The sequence below is a fragment of the Streptomyces sp. SS8 genome, from assembly GCF_054072955.1.
Genome location: NZ_JBSVCZ010000040.1, coordinates 16037 through 37131 on the forward strand (window position 1 = coordinate 16037; position 21095 = coordinate 37131).

15 protein-coding genes are annotated in these 21095 nt (G+C 74.1%); 11 read left to right on the forward strand and 4 right to left on the reverse strand.

Annotation, left to right across the window (positions count from 1 at the left end; translation table 11 throughout):
- Positions 1 to 180: 180 nt before the first annotated feature.
- Positions 181 to 1098 carry a phosphotransferase family protein gene (locus ACW69E_RS26415; RefSeq protein ID WP_457500808.1) on the forward strand — a complete coding sequence of 306 codons (918 nt, stop codon included), beginning with the start codon at positions 181 to 183 and terminating at the stop codon, positions 1096 to 1098.
- 45 nt (positions 1099 to 1143) lie between these two features.
- On the opposite strand, the gene ACW69E_RS26420 is transcribed toward ACW69E_RS26415, so the two are convergent.
- Complete coding sequence (locus tag ACW69E_RS26420) at positions 1144 to 2346, reverse strand: glycosyltransferase family 4 protein (protein WP_457500809.1); 1203 nt, start codon at positions 2344 to 2346, stop codon at positions 1144 to 1146.
- A gap of 164 nt (positions 2347 to 2510) precedes the next feature.
- Here ACW69E_RS26420 and ACW69E_RS26425 point away from each other — a divergent pair, with 164 nt between their 5' ends.
- Both ACW69E_RS26425 and ACW69E_RS26430 read left to right on the forward strand, forming a co-directional pair.
- Positions 2511 to 4046 (forward strand): ISL3 family transposase, encoded by a 1536-nt coding sequence (locus ACW69E_RS26425; protein ID WP_457500822.1) that lies wholly within the window; start codon positions 2511 to 2513, stop codon positions 4044 to 4046.
- A gap of 82 nt (positions 4047 to 4128) precedes the next feature.
- Positions 4129 to 4656, forward strand: coding sequence for a dihydrofolate reductase family protein (locus ACW69E_RS26430; RefSeq protein ID WP_457500823.1), 528 nt, complete (start codon positions 4129 to 4131; stop codon positions 4654 to 4656).
- A 256-nt stretch (positions 4657 to 4912) separates the two neighbouring features.
- Here ACW69E_RS26430 and ACW69E_RS26435 read toward each other — a convergent pair whose 3' ends face one another.
- Positions 4913 to 6292: a COG1470 family protein gene (locus ACW69E_RS26435; protein ID WP_457500810.1), complete on the reverse strand. Its 1380-nt coding sequence runs from the start codon at positions 6290 to 6292 to the stop codon at positions 4913 to 4915.
- Between the two features lie 234 nt (positions 6293 to 6526).
- Here ACW69E_RS26435 and ACW69E_RS26440 point away from each other — a divergent pair, with 234 nt between their 5' ends.
- The 4 genes from ACW69E_RS26440 to ACW69E_RS26455 all read left to right on the forward strand — a co-directional run bounded on the left by ACW69E_RS26440 (position 6527) and on the right by ACW69E_RS26455 (position 13385).
- Complete coding sequence (locus ACW69E_RS26440) at positions 6527 to 7219, forward strand: response regulator transcription factor (protein ID WP_457500811.1); 693 nt, start codon at positions 6527 to 6529, stop codon at positions 7217 to 7219.
- Positions 7220 to 7381: 162 nt separating this feature from the next.
- Positions 7382 to 10570, forward strand: a complete 3189-nt coding sequence (locus ACW69E_RS26445) for a hypothetical protein (protein ID WP_457500812.1) — start codon at positions 7382 to 7384, stop codon at positions 10568 to 10570.
- Positions 10567 to 11268 carry a DUF4255 domain-containing protein gene (locus ACW69E_RS26450; protein ID WP_457500813.1) on the forward strand — a complete coding sequence of 234 codons (702 nt, stop codon included), beginning with the start codon at positions 10567 to 10569 and terminating at the stop codon, positions 11266 to 11268. Before ACW69E_RS26445 ends, ACW69E_RS26450 begins: the two co-directional genes overlap by 4 nt.
- A complete protein-coding gene (locus ACW69E_RS26455; RefSeq protein WP_457500814.1) occupies positions 11265 to 13385 on the forward strand; it encodes an AAA family ATPase in 2121 nt (706 codons plus the stop codon). Before ACW69E_RS26450 ends, ACW69E_RS26455 begins: the two co-directional genes overlap by 4 nt.
- A 114-nt stretch (positions 13386 to 13499) precedes the next feature.
- Here the strand turns inward: ACW69E_RS26455 and ACW69E_RS26460 are convergent, their stop codons facing one another.
- Both ACW69E_RS26460 and ACW69E_RS26465 read right to left on the reverse strand, forming a co-directional pair.
- The gene (locus ACW69E_RS26460) at positions 13500 to 13970 is read right to left on the reverse strand and encodes a hypothetical protein (protein WP_457500815.1); all 471 of its coding nucleotides are present in this window, start codon (positions 13968 to 13970) and stop codon (positions 13500 to 13502) included.
- A 57-nt stretch (positions 13971 to 14027) separates the two neighbouring features.
- Positions 14028 to 15542, reverse strand: a complete 1515-nt coding sequence (locus ACW69E_RS26465; protein WP_457500816.1) for an eCIS core domain-containing protein — start codon at positions 15540 to 15542, stop codon at positions 14028 to 14030.
- Positions 15543 to 15790: 248 nt separating this feature from the next.
- Between ACW69E_RS26465 and ACW69E_RS26470 the strand changes: the two genes are divergently transcribed.
- From ACW69E_RS26470 to ACW69E_RS26485, 4 genes are read left to right on the forward strand one after another with little or no spacing between them, the layout of a single operon-like run.
- Positions 15791 to 17350: a phage tail sheath family protein gene (locus ACW69E_RS26470; RefSeq protein WP_457500817.1), complete on the forward strand. Its 1560-nt coding sequence runs from the start codon at positions 15791 to 15793 to the stop codon at positions 17348 to 17350.
- A gap of 34 nt (positions 17351 to 17384) precedes the next feature.
- Complete coding sequence (locus tag ACW69E_RS26475) at positions 17385 to 17825, forward strand: phage tail protein (protein ID WP_237881436.1); 441 nt, start codon at positions 17385 to 17387, stop codon at positions 17823 to 17825.
- Positions 17822 to 18316, forward strand: a complete 495-nt coding sequence (locus tag ACW69E_RS26480) for a hypothetical protein (RefSeq protein WP_457500818.1) — start codon at positions 17822 to 17824, stop codon at positions 18314 to 18316. The genes ACW69E_RS26475 and ACW69E_RS26480 overlap by 4 nt, the downstream gene beginning before the upstream one ends.
- On the forward strand, positions 18313 to 18471 hold the full coding sequence (locus ACW69E_RS26485) for a DUF6760 family protein (protein ID WP_457500819.1): 159 nt from the start codon (positions 18313 to 18315) through the stop codon (positions 18469 to 18471). Before ACW69E_RS26480 ends, ACW69E_RS26485 begins: the two co-directional genes overlap by 4 nt.
- The last annotated feature ends 2624 nt before the right edge of the window (positions 18472 to 21095 follow it).

Below are 21095 nucleotides of genomic sequence, written 5' to 3' on the forward strand. Positions count from 1 at the left end.
GGCCGACGTCCTTTCACAGACGGCTCAGACATCCCCGTTCGCAGACTGGCGTGCACATCGGTACCGGACGCTACCCGCGCATCACGATGCGGTAAAGAGCGCGATGCGTCGGCGGATGTTGCTGCGGTCGTCCGCTTCTCGGTACGGTCGCTCGCGTTGCCCAGGACGAAGGAGGGGACCGTGCGCGTGGAACGTTCGCTGGCCGACCTCAGGCAGGCCCGTCCGCCTCAGCAGTCCCTTCGCTGGGTCGCGTCGGTGTTCGGCGCCGGCGGGCGGGTCACGGAGGTCCGGTACCTGCCCGGTGGTCACGCCCTCGCCGTGCACCGGCTGGATGTGGTGGACGGTCGTGGCGGCGAGCACACGGTGGTGCTGCGCCGCTGGGTGCGCCCCGACTGGGACGTCACCAATCCCGACTTTACGGTGGAGCGGGAGGCCACCGCTCTGCGCCATCTTGAGGGCTCGGACGTGCCCGCGCCCCCGCTGGTGGCGACGGACCCCACTGCCGCCGAGTGCGACGTGCCCGCCCTGGTGATGGGCTTTCTGCCCGGTGGGCCCCCCGAGCCCGGACCGAAGGATCTCGGCCGTTTCGCCGTCGCGCTCGCCAGGGCTGTCCGGCCTCTGCATTCCCTGCGGGTCCCCGAGAGGATCCCCCCTTATCGTCCGTACAACGATCTGCGCGACCCGCGACCGCCACAGCACTCCACCCGCCCCAAGCTCTGGACCCGGGCGTTCGACGTGGTCGGCGGCACGCCGCCGGAGGAGACGGAGTGCCTGATCCACCGCGACTACCACCAGGGAAACACGCTGTGGACCGGCGGAGAACTCACCGGGATCGTCGACTGGAGCTACGCCTCACGCGGTTCGGCATCGGTGGATCTGGCGCATATGCGCTGGAACCTGGTAATCAGGTACGGAAGGGAGACGGCCGACCGTTTCCTCTCCGCCTACCTGGCCGCCCGCGAGGACGGGTTCGCTCATCACCCTTACTGGGACCTGCGTACCGTGGTCGATCTGGTGCCCGGCCCCGCCGACCTGCTTGCGCCGGACGAACTCACGGCGCTCGAGGACTACCTGGACGGCCGGCTGGCCCAGGTGTGAACGCCGGAGTGCCGCTGCCTGGGTGATCGCGGCCGCTGCCGCTCCTCACGGCGTGTCGGTCGGCGCGGGCAGGTCGGCGCCCGCACGCCGGAGGACCTCGCGCAGGGGGCTGGCCAGGGCGTCCCACGAGTAGGTGGAGTGCACCAGCTCGTACCCCGCCTGCCGTCTGCGCAGGTCGGCCGCCGGATCGTCGAGAATCTCGGAGACGGCGGCCGCGAACTCCCCGGGTGTCTCGGCGGGCAGGTAGTGCCGGCCGGCCTCGGCGGCGATGCCTTCGATCCCCTTTCTGGTGGAGATGACGGGAGTACCCGCGCCCAGAGCCTCCAGGATCTTGAGCCGGGTGCCACCGCCCAGGGTGAGCGGGACGGCCAGGATCGCGTCGCGGAGGAAGGGGCGGATGTCCGGCGGATCGGCGACGAGTGCGACCCCGCTCGCCCGGGCGGCGTCGACGACGGCCTGTCCCGGACTGCGCCCGACGACCATGATCTCCATCTGAGGATGCCGGGCCCGGACGGCGGGAGCGATCGACTCGCACAGTTCCACGGCCGCCAGCACGTTCGGGTAGTAGTTGAGCGCGCCCACGAAGACCAACCGTGCGGGGCGTCCGCCGGACCCGGGGGCCTGCCCCGGCCGGACGGCGTTCGGCACGGCGACCACCGGCGCACCGGGCCCATACCGCCGCCGCAGCCGTGTCCGGTCCTGGGCCGAGGGAACCGTCACCACATCAGCCGCGGCCAGCAGGGCGCCCTCCATCAGGACGAGATCGTCGATCCGGCCCAGGTCGCGCGGGCCGCGCAGTTGCCTCGCCCGGGGATGGAGAACCATGTCCTCATAGAGGTCCGCCTCAGCGTTGTGCAGGTCGACGACCAGCGGGGCGCGTGACTCGGCCCGCACTGCCTGCACGTACCGGTGCAGCGGCAGGTGGCTCACCAGATGCATCCGGTAGGCACCCCCGCGCACTACTGCCGCGACCTGCTTCATGGTGCGTGAGCAGCTGCTCATGTCGTACGGCGGTCGACGGCCGTTCGGCAGGAGGAGCATGCTGCAGTCCGTGCACTGTGCCGCACAGCCGAGGTCTTCGCGCAGCGCGTCCAGGGACAGTACGTCCACGCGCGTCAGATTCCGCAGGCCGGCCACGAGACCGCGGTAGCGCAGCTCGGCCCCCTCGCCTGATGATGTGTCATGTCGCTCCACGACGACGAGAATCTGCCCCCGGCCCCGCAGGTCCCTCTGTAAGGCGTTCGGCATGTCCTGCTCTCCTCGGTCCTGCCAACTCGGCACTGATCCGTTCGCTGCGCGCCGACCGTAAGGCATCACATCAGAGCGAAGACCGAGGGTCCAGGGTCTGTCAAACGTTCGGGTCTGTTCCGTAGTCGGTGGTGACGGTGAGTGTTCGACTGTGATCATTGAGCGTGCATGATGCGAACGCGCTTATGGGAACGGTGTTTTCGGGGTTGTCGGCGTTGGTCATCGAAGGTGTGGCGGACGGTGGTGAGATAGTCCGGGTTACGGCTCGGACCCGGGATGTTCCCGTTCCCTGTCCGGTGTGCGGGGTGGTGACGGGGAGGGTCCACGGGTATCACGGTCGTACGGTGCGGGATGTGCCGGTCGACGGCCGGCAGGTCGTGGTTCGGGTGAGGATACGACGGATGGTCTGTCCGGTCCTGGGCTGCAGGCGGCAGACCTTCCGAGAGCAGGTTCCCGGGCTCCTGGAGCGCCATCAGCGCCGCACCACACGTCTGACCGCCCAGCTCTCCGCGGTGGTCAAGGAGTTGTGCGGCCGGGCGTCCGCCCGACTCTCCCGGTCGCTGGCCGTGCCCCTCTCGTATGCCTCCGCCCTGCGGCTGCTGCGGCGGGTGCCCGTGCCGGCGGTGCGGATCCCGCGAGTGATCGGGGTCGACGACTTCGCCCTGCGGCGCCGGCACAGCTACGCCACGATCATCATCGATGCCGAGACCGGCGAGCGGGTCGAGGTACTGCCCGGCCGCGAGGCCGCCACTTTGGAAGCCTGGCTGCGCGGACATCCGGGCATCGAGGCCGTGTGCCGGGACGGACCGGCCACCTACGCCGAGGCAGTCCGCCGAGCCCTGCCCGACGCGGTTCAGATCAGCGACCGCTGGCACTTGTGGCACAACCTCGCCGAGGCCGTCCGCAGAGAGGTCGCCGCGCACAGCACCTGCTGGGCGGAAGCGGGACCGCCCCCGGCCGAGGGGAGACAGGCCGCTACCACCCGCGAGCGTTGGCAGCAGGTCCACGCCCTGCGCGAGCGCGGAGTCGGCCTGCTGGAGTGCGCGCGCCGCCTGAACCTGGCTCTCAACACCGTCAAGCGCTACGACCGTGTCGCCGAGCCAGAGCGCCTCATCCGCGCCCCCAAGTACCGGCCCACCCTCGTGGATCCCTACCGCGATCACCTGCGCCGGCGCCGGCTGGAGAATCCGGCCGTCCCCGTCACCCATCTCCTGCGGGAGATCAGGGAGCTGGGCTACACCGGCAGCTCGAACCTGCTGGTCCGCTACATCAACCAGGGACGTGTCGAGGGCGACCGGCCCGCACTCTCGCCCCGGCGCCCGGCCCGCTACCTTCTCACCCGCCCCGACCGCCTCAAGGACCACCAGCGGGAACGTATCGAGGCCGCCCGCGCCGCCTGCCACGAGATGACCGCTCCGGCCGACCTCATCCACCGCTTCGCCGCGCTGCTGGATCCCGCCGACGGCCATGCCACCCCGCTGAGCACCTGGATCAACTTGGTCCAGGCCGAGGACCTGCCCCACCCGCATGCCTTCACCCGGGGCCTTGAGAAGGACCGCGCCGCCGTCGACACCGCCCTCACCCTGCCGTACCACAACGGCGGCACCGAAGGCGTCAACAACAAGACCAAACTGGTCAAGCGCCAGATGTACGGCCGCGCGAGCTTTCCCCTCCTCCGCCACCGCATCCTCCTGGGCTGACCACACCCTCCGTCACCACCGACTACGGAACAGACCCAAACGTTTGACAGACCCTCCCTGCCGGGCCGCTCTCCTCACGACGGTGTGCGCCTGGCTGACCGAGCCGGTCGTGAACCAGCCACCGACCGGCGGCGTCGACGACGCCTTCGCCCGGCTGTTCACCGACGGGATCGGCGCCGAGATCATGGGAGCCGGGAAGTTCGGACCGCCCGGCTGGCACGAGAACCCGCGGTGGAAGGGCCCGTCGGGGCCCAACCCGCCCTTCCACACACCGGTCTTCTTCCTCACCCACCACCCACGCCCGCCAATCGAGATGGAGGGCGGCACCACGTTCCACTTCATCGAGGCCTCACCGGTGGAAGCACTCGAGACGGCCCGCGAGGCCACGGAAGGCCGGGACGTACGCATCGGTGGAGGCCCCACGTTGCTCCGCGAATTCCTCGCCGCCGGTCTCGTCGGCCACATGCACACGGTGGTGGTTCCGATCCTGCTCGGCCGCAGCGTACGCCTGTGGGACGGACTCAAGGGCCTCGAGAGGAACTACGAGATCGAGACCGTCTCCTCCCTCAGTGGAGTCACACACGTGACGTTCACTCGGGCAGGTGTCTGAAGCAGCCCGCCGACGCCTTGGGGTGACCGCGCGTGGCAGGCGCCTGAGGGGCCGTTCTCCCCCGCTCGGTGGGGGTTCGGTGGACACCGCTGTCGCCGTGGGGCGGGTCGGCCGGGGCGGGCGGAGAGCCGGCGCAGCGGTGGGGTGCGCTCATCCGGACGGGCCGGTTTTCAGCCCTGGCCCGTCGTTTTCCGGACAGGGCAAGATCCGGATGTTCAGCCGGGCCGCCGCCGGTGGATATCCTTGTGAAGGGTGTTCACCCCGCTGTACGGCTGAGCACACCGCTCACGTTCAGAACTTCATGGCATCCCCGCGCCCGGCGACCAGTGGCCGGTGTGCCCGGCTTCTCACAGGTCACTTCCACTGTCACGGTTTCGTTCTCAGGGATCTCGATGGGAGTCACCCAGTGATAGTCCTGGTTGCGGAAGGTCTCCAGTGCGATCGTGGTGATCTTGCGGTCTCCGAAGGTGATCGTCAGTGTCCCCTCGTCGCCCTGGAAGTTAGCGACAACGATGTCCGTGACCCCGAAGACACTGCCCGCCGGTACCCGGTAGGTACCGGTCCTGGTCTGCCCCGCGGAGGTCTGCAGATCGATGGTCGCCGAGCTCTGCCGGCCGGCGCCGCCCGAGGCGCCGGTGCCGCCATCGCCGTCGGCCGCGCCCCCGTCGCCGCCCGGACCGGGCGATGCTCCTGTTCCCCGGTCGCCGGGGCGGGCGTCCGAGCCGCCGCCGGGGCCGGTGCCCGGAGCCTGATCACCCTGCTCCCCGGCGTGCGTGGGGCGCGACTGGACCATCTCGCCGGCTGCCTCCTCGGCCGCCTCCTCGGCGGCGCTGCGCACCACCGGGCGGACCAGCGCGAACCACGCGAGCAGCAGCGCCAGCAGCGCGGCGAGCGCCACGAGCAGCCACTTGGGGAAGACCGGGATCTGGACGAGCTCCGCCTCCAGCGGCGCCCGGACGGCGGCCGCGTCCCGTCGCGCCGTCTCCCGGTCGCCGGTTTCGGTGGCTTCGGTGCTTTCCGCGGTGTCCACGGTGAACGGCCACACCACCGGGGACCCGAACCACACCGGCTTGCCCGTACGGACCCGCAGCCCGGCCTCCACCGATTCCCCGGGCTGGAGCTCCGGCTCCGCCGGGCTGAAGGCGAACCCCAGTTCCTCGCCCACCTGGCCGGGGGTGAAGCCCACCCGTACGGGGATGTTGCCCTGGTTGCGCACGGTCAGCCGGTAGCGGCCCCGCAGCCAGCCGTGCCGGCGGCCCGGAGCCAGCTCCGTGTGCAGTTCCCGGAACTCCCCCACGTGCACGGTGGTTTCGACCACCCGCACCGACTCGGGGTGTTCGGCCGGCAGGATCCGCACTCCGAGGGGGGTCTCACCGGCCCGGACCTCCGGGGAGCGCGGCGGCTCCAGACGGATCGTCACCGTCTGCGAGGTACCGGGATACAGGGATACCCGTGGAGGGTCCACGGTGGACCAGGCGGCACAGTTCCCGACGACCTCCAGGTCGTACGCCTCGACGATGTCGCCGTCGTTGCGGACCGTCACACTGGTCGTGGCTGTGTCGCCCGGCGCCACCGTCACCGCCGGGATGTCGGAGCCGGCTGCACCGGGGCCAGAAGAGGCTTCGGAAGGCGTCACGCCGCCACGGTAGGACCGTGCTCGAGGGCTCAACGAGGAGCGCGAGGGCAACACCCGGGCAGTCGTCGTGCCCGGGGACAACAACCGATCTCTTCGCGGGATGACGTGGCCCGCGGTACTCCGTCGCGGTGTGCCGGCAGCGCACGGGCGGCCCGTCCCCACGTCGTCCCGCGGACCCGGCACTTACGGAACAGGTAGCTTCCCATGCACTCCTCAGAGAAGAGCCCCTCACCCATGACCGCCCCCACGCCATATGTGCCCGCCCAGCCCCGGTCCGTGCACCGGCCCTCCCATTCCGGCGTCCCGGGCCGGGTGACCGTGGCCGTCTACGCCGCCGATCCCGTCCTGCGCGTCGGCGTCGTGCAGCAGTTACGCTCGCGCCCCGAGGTGGACCTGCTCGACGACGCCGACGCGGAGCGGGCCCAGACGTCGCTGGTGGTCGTGGACAGCGTCGACGACGATGCGGCCGCCCTGCTGCACCGGCTGCGGCACAACACCGCCACCCGTGCCGGCCTCGTGGTCGGCACTCTGGGGCCCGGCGCGCTGCAACGCGTCATCGAGTGCGGCGTGGCGGCGGTGCTGCGGCGTGCCGACGCCGACCAGGACCGTCTTCTCCACCTGGTCCTGGCGATGGCCAACGGCGAAGGCGTGCTGCCCGGCGACCTGCTCGGCAAGCTGCTCACGCACGTGGGCGGTCTCCAGCGCTCGGCGCTCGATCCGCGGGGTATGTCCCTGTCCACACTGACCACGCGCGAGGCGGACATGCTGCGCCTGGTGTCGGAGGGCCTGGACACCGCGGAGATCGCCCGCAAGACCGCGTACTCCGAACGGACCGTCAAGAACGTGCTGCACGAGATAACCACACGGCTGCAGCTGCGCAACCGGGCCCACGCCGTCGGCTACGCGCTGCGCAACGGACTGATCTGACGGTCCGACGGCGGCCGGTACCACGGCACTGCCCGAAAGCGCACCGCGCGCTTCCCCCGGATACGGCCCCGCCGCCCTGCCGCGCCGCACGCGGCCGTCGCAGGGTGGCGGGGGCACACCCGGATGCCGCATCGGACTGCGAGGGAGACCGTGGGGACCGCGATGGGAAACGCCGGCTCCGGAGGGCGCGGGCGCCTGGCCAGGCTCGGCACGTCGTTGCTGCTGATGATCCCGCTCCTCACGGTCACGGCGGCCTCCGAACAGGAACCCGGGCAGGGCGGCGGCGAGGTCCGGCCGCGGTCGGCCGACACCGCGGGCACCCGGGTCGCCTACGCCGGTACCCGGCACCGCAGCCTCGGCCGGGTCGCCACCAGCGCCTCCAGCACACCGCTGTTCGGCGAGGGCCCGGCCCACTTCGACGTCCAGCCGTCCGCCCTCGGCGACACGATGGTGTTCGCCAGTCGCCGTGACGAGAAGGACCCCCAGATCTACCTGCGATCCGCCGACGGCTCGGTACGCCGCCTCACCGGCGGCCGGGACGCGGCGCACCCCCGGCTGACGCCGGACGGCCGGGCCGTGGTCTTCGACTCGGCCGAACCCGGCGGCCCGGGCGGCCGCAGGCAGCGCGACCTGTGGCTGGTGCGCACCGACGGCACCGGCCTGACGCGGCTCACCGACACGCCTTCGAACGAGGAGCACCCGACGGTCTCCCCGGACGGACGGCGCCTGGCGTACTCCGGCGACGACGGCCCGGGAGCCGGGCGGCAGCTCTACGTACGGCCTCTGGCCGGCGGCCCCGCCTCCCGGATCACCGACCCCGCCGACGGCGAGGCCACCGAGCCGGTGTGGAACCCGGCCGGTGACCCCGCCCACCGGGACCTGATCGCGTACACCGCCACGGCCGCAGGACAGAACGGTCCCCGGCTGCGCGTGACAAACGGGCGCACCGACGAGCCGCTGCTCGGGGGCGGGCAGGCGGGGTGGCGTGCCCACGGGGCGGCGTGGCTGCCCGGCGGGGACGAGGTTCTCTTCCTGAGCCCCGAGATCACCTGCGAGTGCGAAGGCGACTGGGACCATGTGTTCCGGGTGCCCGCGCGCTCCGACCGGGTCCCCTCGCTGGTGCTCAGTGAGGACCGGGAGGTCCTCTCCCCCACCTGGCTCGGCTCCCTCGACGGCGGAGGCGCGGTGGTGGAGCGCACCTCGGCCTCCGGCCCGCACACGGTGACGCTGCAGGACGTCCGGCTGGACGGGGCCGATCCCCGGGACCTGGGCCTGACGATCCTCAGGGAGGATCCGAGGGCTGACACCGAGACCGATCCGGCCGAGGACCCGCTGTTCCGGCCCGATCCCGGGTACGACCCGTGGACCGAGCGGCAGAACTACACGCCCTACGGCCGCCGGATCGTGGTGACCCGCTTCGAGGGCGACCCCGGCAGCCGCGTCCAGCGGATCTGGACGGCGGACGCCGACGGGACCGGCGCGACGCCCCTGCCGCTCGCGGAGCGTGGCCCGGGGGACTGGGACACCGACCCGACGCTCTCCCCGGACGGCAGGCACCTCGCCTTCACCCGGACCTCGCCGGGCGGCACGGATCAGGACGCCGGTCCCGGCCGCATCCTGATCGCGGACGTGGCGACCGGCGCGATCCGCGGCGAGATCGTCCCGCCCGGTGGGCAGGGGGCCGGCGGCGACGCCCAGCCCGCCTGGTCCCCCGACGGCACCACCCTGGCCTTCACACGCGACCACGTGATCGGCGGGAGGGGCGGCAGCAAGCACGTCTGGACCGTGCCCGTGGACGACCTGGACCGGCAGCGCGACCTGAGCGCCGGGATCTGCCCGGGCGACTGCGAGGTCATCGACGACAGCCCGGCGTTCTCACCGGACGGGCGCACCGTCGCCTTCAACCGCAAGAACGGCGGCGGCCGGACCGACGAGCGCAACGGCATCCTGCTGACCTCCCCGTCGGGCGACGGCTGCCGTGTGCTGCTGCCCGACGCCGCCCGCGGCCTTCCCGGCGCCTGCCGCCGGGAGCTGCCGGACACCTCGGCCACCGGCCCGTTCCAGCCGCGTGACGCCGCCTGGACGGCCGACGGCAGGCATCTGGTGTTCAGCTCGCGCGCCGCCCTTGCGGCCAACAGCCCCGAGAAGCTGCACCTGGTGGAGATCGCCTCCGGCCGCCTCACCCCGCTCACCGCCGGTCTGCCGGGTCGGCAGAAGGAACCGGCCGTGCAGCAGTCCGTGGACCTGGCGGTCCGCGCGCCCGGCACCGTGCCCGAGGTCGCCGTGGGCCGTTCCACCACCGTCCGCGTGGACGTCGTCAACAACGGCCCCGCGGCCTCCCCCGGCACCCGGCTGACCGCCGCACCGCCCTCCGGCGTGCGGATCGTCCGGATGACCCGGCCCGGGGGTGTCTGCGACGCCGCCTCCCTCCAGTGCGACATCGGTGTGGTGCCGCCCGGCACCACCGTCCCGGTGGACGTCACCCTCACCGGGACCGTCCCCGGTGACGCGCCGGTCGGCTGGTCGGTCACCGGCACCGTCCTGGACCCGCGGCCCGCCGACAACGCGGGCCGGACCGTGGTGCCGGTGCGCGCGGCCCCGCCCCCGGCACCACCCACCAGCCCCCCGCCCACCAGTCCCCCACCCGCCCCTGCGCCGCCCGCCGATCCGCCGCCCGCCGCGCCCCCGGCCCCGGATGAGCCCGAGGCCGGGCCCGGGGTCCGCGTCACGGCCCAGCCGAACCCCGGCTACGTCGGCGGGCGCGTCGTGGTGACGTACACGGTCCGCAACGGACGCAACGCCCTGGCGACCGGGCTGCGGCTGCGCATCGGCCTGCCCCGGGGCGTCCCGCACAACGGGCCCCCGCCGGGCTGCGACCGCTCCTGGGTGTGCGCGCTGCCGGATCTGACCCCGGGTGCGAACACCGTCGTCCGGGTCGTCCTCAGCCCCGACAGGGCACTGACCGGCCACGTCACCGGCGAACTCACCACCACCGGGACGGACGCCGACCGGAGCGACAACACCGCCCGGCAGCGGCTGCGCGTCCTCCAGCCGCGCATCGTGGCGGTGCCAGAGATCGGCAAGCCCGGCTTCGTCACCTCGGTGCGGGGCAGGGACTTCCCGCCGGGAGCGCCGGTGCGCTTCACCTGGAAACCGGGCATCACCGCGTCGGCGGCGCCGACCGTGCCGGGCCCCGACGGCACGTTCATCGGCCAGCTCCTCATTCTCGCCAAGGAGCAGACCGGACCGCGCACCATCACCGCCACCGGCCCCGGGTTCTCGGCGGTGAGGACCGACTTCCTGGTGGTCGGCGGCAGTGTGCAGCCGCCCGGTGAGGTGACCCGCCGGTGATCCACGAGGTCGACGAGGGGCTGCGCCGCCTGCTGGGCGAGTCCGGCCTGGAGGCGTCGGGCGTCGAGGTGGTCTTCGACGCCCCCACCCGGGACTGGGCAGCCCGCCGCAGCGCCCCGACGGTCTGCGTCTTCCTGTACGACATCCGCGAGGACGCCACCCGGCGCGGCAGCGGCGCCGGGGAGGTGTACGACGCGGACGGACACCTCGTGGCGCGGCGCACCCCGCCGCGCTGGTTCGAGCTGACGTATCTGGTCACGGCGTGGGCGAGCCGCCCCCAGGACGAGCACCGGCTGCTCTCGCAGGTGCTCGCCTGCCTGGTGGCCGCCGACACCCTGCCCGCGCGGCTGCTCACCGGCACACTCGCCGAACTCGGTCTGACCGTCGGCCTGGACACCGCCGGGGCCGGGCTCGACGCGCCGGCCGCCTCGGAGGTGTGGTCGGCGCTCGGCGGGGAGCTGAAGGCGTCGCTGGGGGTGCGGGTGAGGGCGCCGTTGGCCGGGGTGAGCCACACCGTCGCCCCTGCGGTCACCGAAGGGCTCGCCGTGCGTTCCGCCGCACGGTCCGGGGACGGGGAGCCGGCGGTACGGCGGCTGCGCTACACGGAGGTGGGCGATCCGGGGCCGGAGGGCTTCGCCGGTCCGCGCGAGCGGCCGTCCGCTCCCGCCCGGCGCCGCAGGGGGGAGCGCCGGCCGTGACGCACACCGCCGGAACCGCCCCGCGGACCGCCGCCGAGGCCGCCGTCGGCGTGGAGCACGTATGGGCGCGGCTTCGCGCGGTGGAGGAGCGAGTACGGCACGCGGTGGCGTCCCGCCGCGCCACCGATCCCGACCCCGACGACCCCTACCGGGGCCAGTACCTCACTCCCGAGGCGGCGGCCCGCATCCTGGAGGAGCCGGGCGGCCTGGACCTGCCCGCCCACGAACCCTGGTACCCGCCGGCCGGTTCATCCCTCGACAAGCTGGTCCGGCGCTTCGGCCTGTCCCCGCTCGACCTGGACCTGCTGCTGATCGCGATGGCGCCCGACCTGGACGCGCGGTTCGAGAAGCTCTACGGCTACCTCAACGACGACCTGACGCGCCGCCGCCCCACCGTCGGGCTCGCCCTGGAGCTGTGCGGGCTCGCCGGGGCGGCGCCCGCCCGCTTCCGGCTCGCACCCGGAGCGCCGCTGGTCGAGGGCGGCCTGGTCGAGGTCACCGAGCCGGAACGGCCACCGCTGTCCCGTGTCCTGGCCGTACCCGACCGGGTCACCGGGCATCTGCTGGGGAACACCCGGCCCGACGCCCGCCTCGCCGGGGTGCTCGGCGAGGCGTGGGAGGATCCGGCCGCCGAGCCGGCGCAGATCCGCAGAGCGGCCGCCGCGGCCGGAACCGGAGCCGGCCTCGTCCACCTGCGCGGCCGGGGCGGCGACGCAGCGGGCCTGGCCGTGGCCGCCCTGCGCGCGGCCGGGCCGCGTCCGCTGGTCCTGGACGCGGCGGCGCTCGCCCGGCGCTGCGGCGACGTGCCGGCGCTCGCCCGGGTGGCCGCCCTCGAAGCCCGCCTGACCGGTTCCGGGGTCGTCCTCGGTCCGCTGGAGGCACTGCCCGACAAGCCCGGAGAGCGGGCCCGGACGCTGGGGACGCTGTGCGCGGCCCTGCGGGGCATCCCGTTCCTGACGCACGGCGCCACCGACTGGGATCCGGCGTGGGCGGCCGACACCCCCGTCACCGTGACCGTGCCCGCGCCCTCCCCCGAGCGGCAGGCCGCGCGCTGGCGGTACGCCCTGGAGCGGGCCCCCGGCGGCATCCGCGCGGCCGGCCCCACGGCCGGGGGCACCGTCGGCGACACCGAGGCGCTCGCCCGGGCGGTCGCCGCGCACCGCCTGGACTCCGGGCAGCTGCGCCGCGCCGCCGACGTGGCGTCCCGCACCGCCGCCCTGGAGGGCCGACCGGTGGGTCCCGACGACCTGCGGGCCGCCGTGCGGGCCCAGAACGGCGCGGGACTCGACCGGCTCGCCCGCCGGGTCGAACCGGCGGTCGGCTGGGACGATCTGGTGCTCCCGCCGGTCACCCACCGGCGGCTGCGCGAGCTCGCGCTGCGCGCCCGCCACCGCGAACAGGTGCTCGGGCGGTGGGGGATGCGGCCCGGCGGCGGCCGGGGGCGCGGGGTGGTCGCGCTGTTCGCCGGCGAGTCGGGCACCGGCAAGACCATGTCCGCCGAGGTGGTCGCGGCGGATCTGGGCATGGACCTGTACGTGGTGGACCTGTCCACGGTCGTCGACAAGTACGTCGGGGAGACCGAGAAGAACCTGGAGCGGATCTTCACCGAGGCGTCGGCCGTCAACGCGGTGCTGCTCTTCGACGAGGCCGACGCGATCTTCGGCAAACGCTCGGAGGTGAGGGACGCGCACGACCGGCACGCCAACATCGAGTCGGCCTACCTGCTCCAGCGCATGGAGTCCTTCGACGGGATCGCGGTGCTCACCACCAACCTGCGGGCCAACCTGGACGAGGCGTTCACCCGCCGCCTGGACGTGGTGGCCGACTTCCCCGTGCCCGACGCCGGGCAGCGCCTGGCCCTGTGGGAGCGGTGCCTGGGCGGGGCGCTGCCCCGGGACGGCGATCTGGATCTCGGCTTCTGTGCGGACCGCTTCGAGATGGCCGGCGGATCGATCCGGGCCTGCGCGGTGACGGCCGCCTATCTGGCGGCGGAGGCGGGCGGGCCGCTGACGATACGGCAGGTGGTGATGGCGGTCGCGCAGGAGTACCGGAAGCTGGGACGGCTGGTCCTGGAGAGCGAGTTCGGGCCGTACCTGGCGGAGGCCGCCGACGCGTGAGGGGCGGGTCGGGCCCTCCCCTCACGCGTCGGCGGACCCGTTCGCGCCGGCCGGTGCCGCGACCGGTCCACGGCCGGGACCCGGCCGGGACCCGGCCGGGAGTCCGGGGCCGTTTCAGCCGTACGCGGCCGACTCCCAGCTGTCCCCTTCGCCGAGCCCCGCCAGCCAGGACGTGTCACGCACACGGATGGTGATCCGGGCATTGGGCAGCCGGGACGCGTCGTGCCACAGCTCGCGCCAAGCATCCTCGAAGGCCGTTTGCCAGTTCCGGGCGTCCTCGGGACTCAGACCGCGTGCGCGCAACCGGTCCTCGATGCGTCGTTTCTCGGCTCGCTCCTCGAAGGGGAAGTTACGGCGGTCGGTCACGGTGACGGTGTCGATGATCTCCGCTGCCGCACCAGGGTCGGCGTCCCGTCCGCGGACCGAGGTGTCGACGGCCGCGCGTTCCCTTCCATCGGCGATCAGCCGCAGTGCGAAGACCTCACTGTCCGGTACGTCGCCGCTGTCCGGGTGAGCCGCGGTGAGGCGGAGCGTCAGTTCACGGTCGCCGATCTCCTCGATCCGGGCGTTCCACAGGCTCGACACGGGTACTCCTCCGCTTCCGTGCGCCGGTTCCGTTCTGGTTCTCCTACCCGGCGCGGGCTACAGCCGCAGTACCCCCGAGGCGATGGAGAAGGCGAGGGATTCCAGAGCGGTCTCTCCGTCCCTGTGGTTGGCGACCCGCATCCAGAACGTGGTCACGTTGGCTCCTGACGCCGCCTGGCGGGCGTTGGGGCGTGGCGGCGCGAAGGGGATGAGCTCGAAGGCACGCAGCACGTCATCGCCGGTCATGCCCCCCAACAGGCCCGTGAACTCCGTCTTGCGGGAGGTGGCGATGCTGTGCAGGAAGTCGACGTCGTTCTGGTCCCATACCGAGCTCGAGTTGGAGAAGCTGGTGTACTGCTTCAGTACGGGCAGGGTCAGAGCGCTCAGCTGCATCGGAGCCCTGGTGTCGGCCGGCTGCGGGGTGTTGAAGCGGAAGACCTGTCCGTTGTGCTGCCATGTCCAGCCGGTCGCGGGTGTGAAGAGCTTGTGGTACACCGCGAGCTGGGTGGGGAAGTTGGGCGCGGCGGCCTGCTGCGCGGCCGAAGCGGTGGCCGGGGCGACGTTCCCGTACTGCACCTCGACGCCGAAGTAGACGTAGTCGCCGGGTGCCGCGGCGGCTGCCGTGACGTCCTGCTTCAAGGCGTTCTCGAAGTTGCGCTCGTATGTCTGGTTGTCGCTCTGTGAGGCGGGCACCAGGTTGTTGGCGCTGCCGGGGCCGCCGGCTTCGTTGTTGACCAGATGGAAGCGGATCCACCGATTGGTCAGGCCCAGGGAGCGGATGTAGTCGTAACCCGGCGGGTCCTGGAACGGAGGGCTCCCTTTCAGGTGTCCGTCGGTGAGCATCTCGGCCGCCACGGCCCGGCCGCTGCTGTCAGTCCTTCCGGAAAAACTGCGTCCGCTCGGATTGGCGGTGTAGTCCAGGGCCCGCTGCACGGCTTCACCGACGGTCCACCGTCCTTCCGGAGCGGGTGCAGGCGACGCATCGGCGGCAGGCAGCGGCGCCCGCATGACACGGGTGGCGTTCGCCTCGGCCTCCCGCTCGAAGCGGTCGGAGGGGTCGGAGACCCGCAGGCCGTTGCCGTGATCGGTGCCGGAGACCGGGCCCTGGCGCTGCTGGACGACGTGGGTGAGTTCGTGGGCGAGGGTGTGCCTGTCGCCGCCGCCGTCACCGATGACGACGTGGCTGCCGGAGGTGTAGGCGCGTGCCCCGATGGCGCGGGCCGAGCGGGCGGCGGTGGCTCCGGTGTGCAGCCGCACGTCGGAGAAGCCGGTCCCGAACCGGGCCTCCATCTCCCGGCGCACCGGCGCGGCGAGCGGTTTGCCGGCCGAGCGCAGAACCTCGTGCACCCCGGTGTCCGGCTGATCCGGGGCGACCGCGGGGGCCGCGCGGCGTGCGATCATGCCGACCGCCGCTGCGTTGCCCGCGCCGCGCTGCGCCGCGCGGAGCGCGGCGGCGGTGAGCGGGGGCGGCACAGCAGCGCCACCCCCGGGGGCCTCTCGCCGGGCGGCGGCCCGGCCACTCGCCGACTGCCGGTCCTCGCTCCGCTCGGTGCGCTGCCTGGATCTCTGCACCTGCTGCCTCCTCGTCGGCGCACCCCTGCTGCGGCGCCCAGTGGACCGCGCGGGCGGGCGGGTCGTCCAGGTCCGCGAGGGCAGCGCGAGGGCAGAGACGGGCGGCGGCCGGGCGGCCGGCGCTGGGGGCCCGGGAGGGCAGCGGTCCTGCCCCCGGCCGGGGCCGCGGGTCCCTGCCCCCGGGCCGGGCCCGTCGCGCAGACTCGCCCTGGACACAGGTGACCTGCAAGGACGCTTAAGGAGCGAGCATGCCGACGTACCTCACCCCGGGCGTGTACGTGGAGGAGGTGCAGTCCGGTGCCCGCCCGATCGAAGGGGTCGGCACCGCCGTCGCCGCGTTCGTCGGGTTCGCCGGGAGCGGCCCGTTCCACACACCGACACTGGTCACCAACTGGGATCAGTACACCCAGGTCTTCGGCGGCTTCACCGAGGGCACCTACCTGGCCCACGCGGTCCACGGGTACTTCTCCAACGGCGGCGGAGCCGCGTACATCGTGCGGATCGGCGGTTCCGCCGAGGACGCCTCCGCGCCGGCGTCCGACGGTGCCCGGCGGCAGGCGGGCGGGGCGGTGGAGCCGGTGGAGATCGGCGGCTTCCTGGTCGCGGTCCGCCCGGGTGTCTCGGGGGTGTCGGTGGAGATCGCCGACGCGGACGGCGAGGACCCGCCCCAGGACCGCTTCAAGGTCCTGGTCCGCCAGGGTGACCAGGTGGCGGAGACGTACGAGGCCTCCACCCGCAGGAACGTCAAGGGGTACCTGGTCAACCAGGCCCGCGCCTCCAAGCTGATCGAGGTCACCGAGCAGCAGGGCTCCGGCCAGAGCAGGCCCGCCAACCAGACCGTGGCACTGCCCGGCGCGCCGGATGTGCCCGCCGCGCCCGGCTCCGGCGAGGTGTCCCGCCTCGACGCGTCCGAGTACGTCGGCGACCCCGCGGCCCGTACCGGGTTCGGCGGCCTGGAGACCATCGACGAGATCACCATGGTCGCGGTGCCGGACCTGATGAGCGCCTACCGGCGCGGCGACATCGACGCCGAGGGCGTACGCACCGTGCAGCTGGCGGTGATCTCGCACTGCGAGCAGATGGGCGACCGGGTGGCCGTCCTGGACACCCCGCCCGGGCTGACCGCCCAGCAGGTGCGCGCCTGGCGCAACGACGAGGCGGGCTACGACTCCCGGTACGCGGCCCTCTACTACCCGTGGGTGCGGGTCTTCGACCCGGCCGCCGGACGGGGCGTCCCCGTCCCGCCGAGCGGCCACATCGCCGGCGTGTGGGCGCGCAGCGACGCCGAGCGCGGCGTGCACAAGGCACCCGCCAACGAGGTGGTCCGCGGCGCGGTGGACCTGGAGTTCCGGCTCAGCAAGGGCGAGCAGGACCTGCTGAACCCGATCGGCGTGAACTGCGTGAGGGCCTTCCCCGGCCGGGGCATCCGGGTGTGGGGCGCCCGCACCCTCTCCTCCGACCCGGCCTGGCGCTACCTGAACGTACGCCGCCTGTTCAACTACCTGGAGGAGTCGATCCTCCTGGGCACCCAGTGGGTGGTCTTCGAGCCGAACGACGACCGGCTGTGGTCGAGTATCCGGCGCAACGTCACCGCGTTCCTCACCGAGGAATGGCGCCGGGGCGCGCTGTTCGGCCGCACCGCCGAGGAGGCGTTCTACGTCAGGTGCGACCGCGACAACAACCCGCAGGAGTCCATCGACCAGGGCCGGGTCGTCTGCGAGATCGGCGTCTCGCCGGTCAAGCCCGCGGAGTTCGTGGTGTTCCGGCTGGCCCAGTTCTCCGACAGCACCAGCCTCATCGACGAGTGACCCACGGGTCCGCAAGGAAAGGTGACCAACAGTCATGGCAGTGGGCGATGCTCTTTCCACCCACGTCTTCGGCGTGCAGCTCGGCGGCTATCTGGTCGAGTCGGTCCAGGAGATCAGCGGGCTGACCGTCGAGGAGGAGGTCGTCGAGGTCAAGCAGGTCAGCGCCGAGGGCAAGCAGATCATCCGCAAGCAGCCCGGCGCCCGTCAGGCCGGGGAGATCACGATCACCCGGGGGCTCGACCAGAGCAGCGAGTTCACCAACTGGATCAAGGAGACCCTGAACAACGGCGCCGTGAACTCCGCGCGGCAGAACCTCACCATCGAGATCAAGGACTCCGAGGGCAGCACCGTCCGCCGCATCCAGCTGATGCAGGGCTGGGCCTCGAGGTGGGAGGGCCCGTCCCTGAAGGCCGGCGAGTCCTCCCCGGCCACCGAGTCCGTCACGATCGTGTTCGAGGAGATCATCGTCGAATGAGACGCCGTACGGTGACGGCGGGCAACCTGGAGGAGATCCTCCAGGTGACGGCGCCCGCCCCGGCCGCGGAGCAGGCGGCGGCAGCCCCCGCCGCCGCCCCGCCGCCCGGAGAGGACCACGGGCTGCGCACCGAGTTCGAGTTCGAGCTGCCGCGCGGCTACGTCGACGAGGCGGGCACGGTGCACCGCCACGGCGCGATGCGCCTGGCCACCGCCCGCGACGAGCTGCGGCCCCAGATCGACCTGCGGGTCAAGGAGAACCCGGCGTACCTGAGCGTGGTGCTGCTGAGCCAGGTGATCACCCGGATCGGCACGGTCACCGATGTGCACGCCGGGATCGTGGAGCGGATGTACGCCACCGACGTCGCCTTCCTCCAGGACTTCTACCGCCGCGTCAACAGCGAGGGCCACACCCGGGCGGCGGTGACCTGCCCGCACTGCGAGGGCGGCTTCGAGGTCGACCTCTCGGGTGGGCGCCTGGGGGAATCGTGACGTACGCCCTTCCCCGGCTCCGGGAGGAGATCGCGTACATCGCCTACCACTTCCACTGGCAGCACGAGGAGATCCTCGGCCTGACCCATGACGAGCGCCGACAGTGGGTGGCCGAGATCGCCCGCATCAACACCCGCGTGAACGAAGGCGGTTGAACTCATGGCTTGGTGGGGCAGGCTGCGCCGCCGGACCGCCTCCGCCGAGGGGACCGCAGGAGCGGACGGTCCATCCGGGGGAGACGGCCCGGGCCGGGGCGCGCCCGGCGGGCCGGTTTCCTCCGTGCCCGGCGACTGGGACGGCGGCTGGCGCCGCACCGCGCCACCGGAGCTCACCGTGGCACGCGCACCGCTCGGCGTCAGCGACGGCCTCGCCTTCCGCGCGGGCCTCGCCGCCTGGCGGAACCCGTCGTTCGGCACCGGCCTCGGCCACGCGGTGCTGCCCGCTGCACCGGCCGGTCTGGTGCGCGGTGTCGCCCGCCCGGCCGCTCCCCGGCACGCCCACGAGAGCGGGGGGCCGCTGTTGCTGCGGACCCTGCGCCCGCAGGAGGACGACGGTCCGCGGGAGGGCTCGCCGGAGGCCGGGCCGGCCACCGCTTCGGCCGCTCCCTCCTCGCCGGCTTCTCCGGCCTCTACGCCCCTCCCGGCCGCGGACGCGGGCTCGGGGCGGAAGCCGGCGGTGGCGCGCCCCGGCGACGGCCGTGACGGCGGCCCCGCCGGGAAGGGCGGTCCGGCCGGTGCGCCGCGCCTCCGCGGTCTCGCCTCAGCGGGCTCGCCCGCCGTGCTCTCCCCGTCGTCTCCCCGCGTCCAGCGGGCGGCGGAGCCCGCCACCGGCCCGGTCGTGGCCCCCACCGACGGCGGCCCCCTGCCGGCCGCTCCGGAGATCCCGCTGGTACGGCGCGTTTCCGTGCTCCCGGCCTCAGCCGCTGACGGGAGCACGCCCCGGCCTGCCTCCGGCGGGCCCGTGCCGGGGAGACCGTCCGGCACACCCGGGCACCGCTCCGGGAGCGCGCCCCGGTCGCCGGTCAGGGTGGACGGGGCCGGTGGGTCCGCGCCGGCCGGCCGGCGAACGGCGGTGACGGCCACGGCGGGCAAGGCGGCGGTTGTGGAGCCTCGGTCCACCCGGGACGGCAGGCGGCCGGGGGCTACCGGTGCGGCAGGCTCCGAGGCGTCCCGTCCGCTCGTCCGGGTGCGTCCGGTCGGTTCTTCGCCGACCGTGGCCCGGCGTCCGGTCGGACCGGCGCGCCACCTCCCCGCCCTGCCGCCCGCCGCCGCTCCGGCACCCGGCGGGGGCACGGCTCCCGACTCACCCGGCTCCGGGTCCGGGCCCGCCTCGGCCGCACCGGCCGCACCGGCCGAAGCGAGGGCACGCTCAGCCGCTCCCGGGCAGCACTCCACCGCGCGTACGGCGAGCCGCGCGCCCCTCGGCGCCCCGCTGAGCGGGCTGCCCCCCACCGCCGCGCCGCTGACGGGGACCGGGCCGGGTGCGGCTCCGGCGCCGACCACACCGCCCGCGCCCGGTGCCGGAGCCGCACCCGGCCCGGTTCTGCCCGTCGTCCAGCACCGCGCGGACGGTGCCCCCGACGGCTCACCAAGCCCGCGCGGCGGCGCGGGGGAAGCGACCCACGGCGACCCGGGGTCCGCCCCGCGCCGGAGTCCCGGCGCGGGGCGGACCGGGGCACGTGCGCGCGGTGGCCTGGGCGCACCGCTGTCCGCGCTGCCGCCGAGCGCCGAACCGCCCGGCGCCCTCTCCTCCGGTGGCCGCGCCTCCCGTACGGCGCACGGGCCGGACATCCAGCGCGCTCCGGCGCGCCGGGGCCGGGAGCCCGCAGAAGCCGCACCGCCCGCCGCACCGCCCGCGCCGGGAGGCGGCGGCGCACCCGCGCCGCTGCTGGGAGCGGACGGCTCCCGGCACGGACTCGCGGGCCTCTCCCCCACCGTGAGCACCCCGCCGTCCGGGCCCGCGAGCCACCGGAACGAGCCCGCCACGCCGCTGGTGGCGCCGTCCCCACCCGCCGGCCCCCACCGCCCGGTCCCTGAGGGCTCCATCGGCACCGTGGGCACGGAAGGCCCGGCGGGGAGCGCACGGCGGCCCGGTGCGGGGCGCGGCGGACCGGGCACCGGAAGCAGACGGCCCGCCGCCGCACCCGGACCGGCCGCCGTCGCCCGGACCGCCGCCGGCCCGCGCCCACTCACCGCGGCACGTTCCGGGTCGCGCGCAGCCCCGGTGGCACCCCGCGTCCTTCCGCTGCTCACCGCGCGCCCGCTGACCCTGAAGACCCGGGCCCCGCAAGGAGCGGCGCCGCCCCCCGGTCCCCGCCCCGGCGGACGTGCTCCCGTGGTGGCGGCGCGCTGGCCCAACGCTCCGGCCGCCTCCTGGGACCGCTCCGCGCCGCCTGCGGCCAAACCCGTACGGCCGGCGGGGGCGCGGATCCAGCGGGCCGCGTCCGCACCCGTGCCGGCCGGCCCCGAGTCGCCCGGCGCGCGGGGCGCCGGACCCCCCGGTCCCGGCCGGCGTGTCCCGGTCGTCCGGCCCGCACCGCCCCGTGGACAGACCTCCGGGACGGCCCCGGCCGCCGCCGTACCGGCGCGCTCCCTGCCGGTGACCGGCCCGCAGACGCCGGCGCTCGCCGACCGTCCGCCGACCGCACCGGCACCGGCACCGGCGGGGCACGTCCCAGTGGTCCGGCCGCGGACCGCCGCACCGGCCCCCAGGCCGGCGGGCGGCGGAACCGGCCGGGCCGTGAGAGGGCCACCGGGACCATAAGGACCACGGTGAGGCT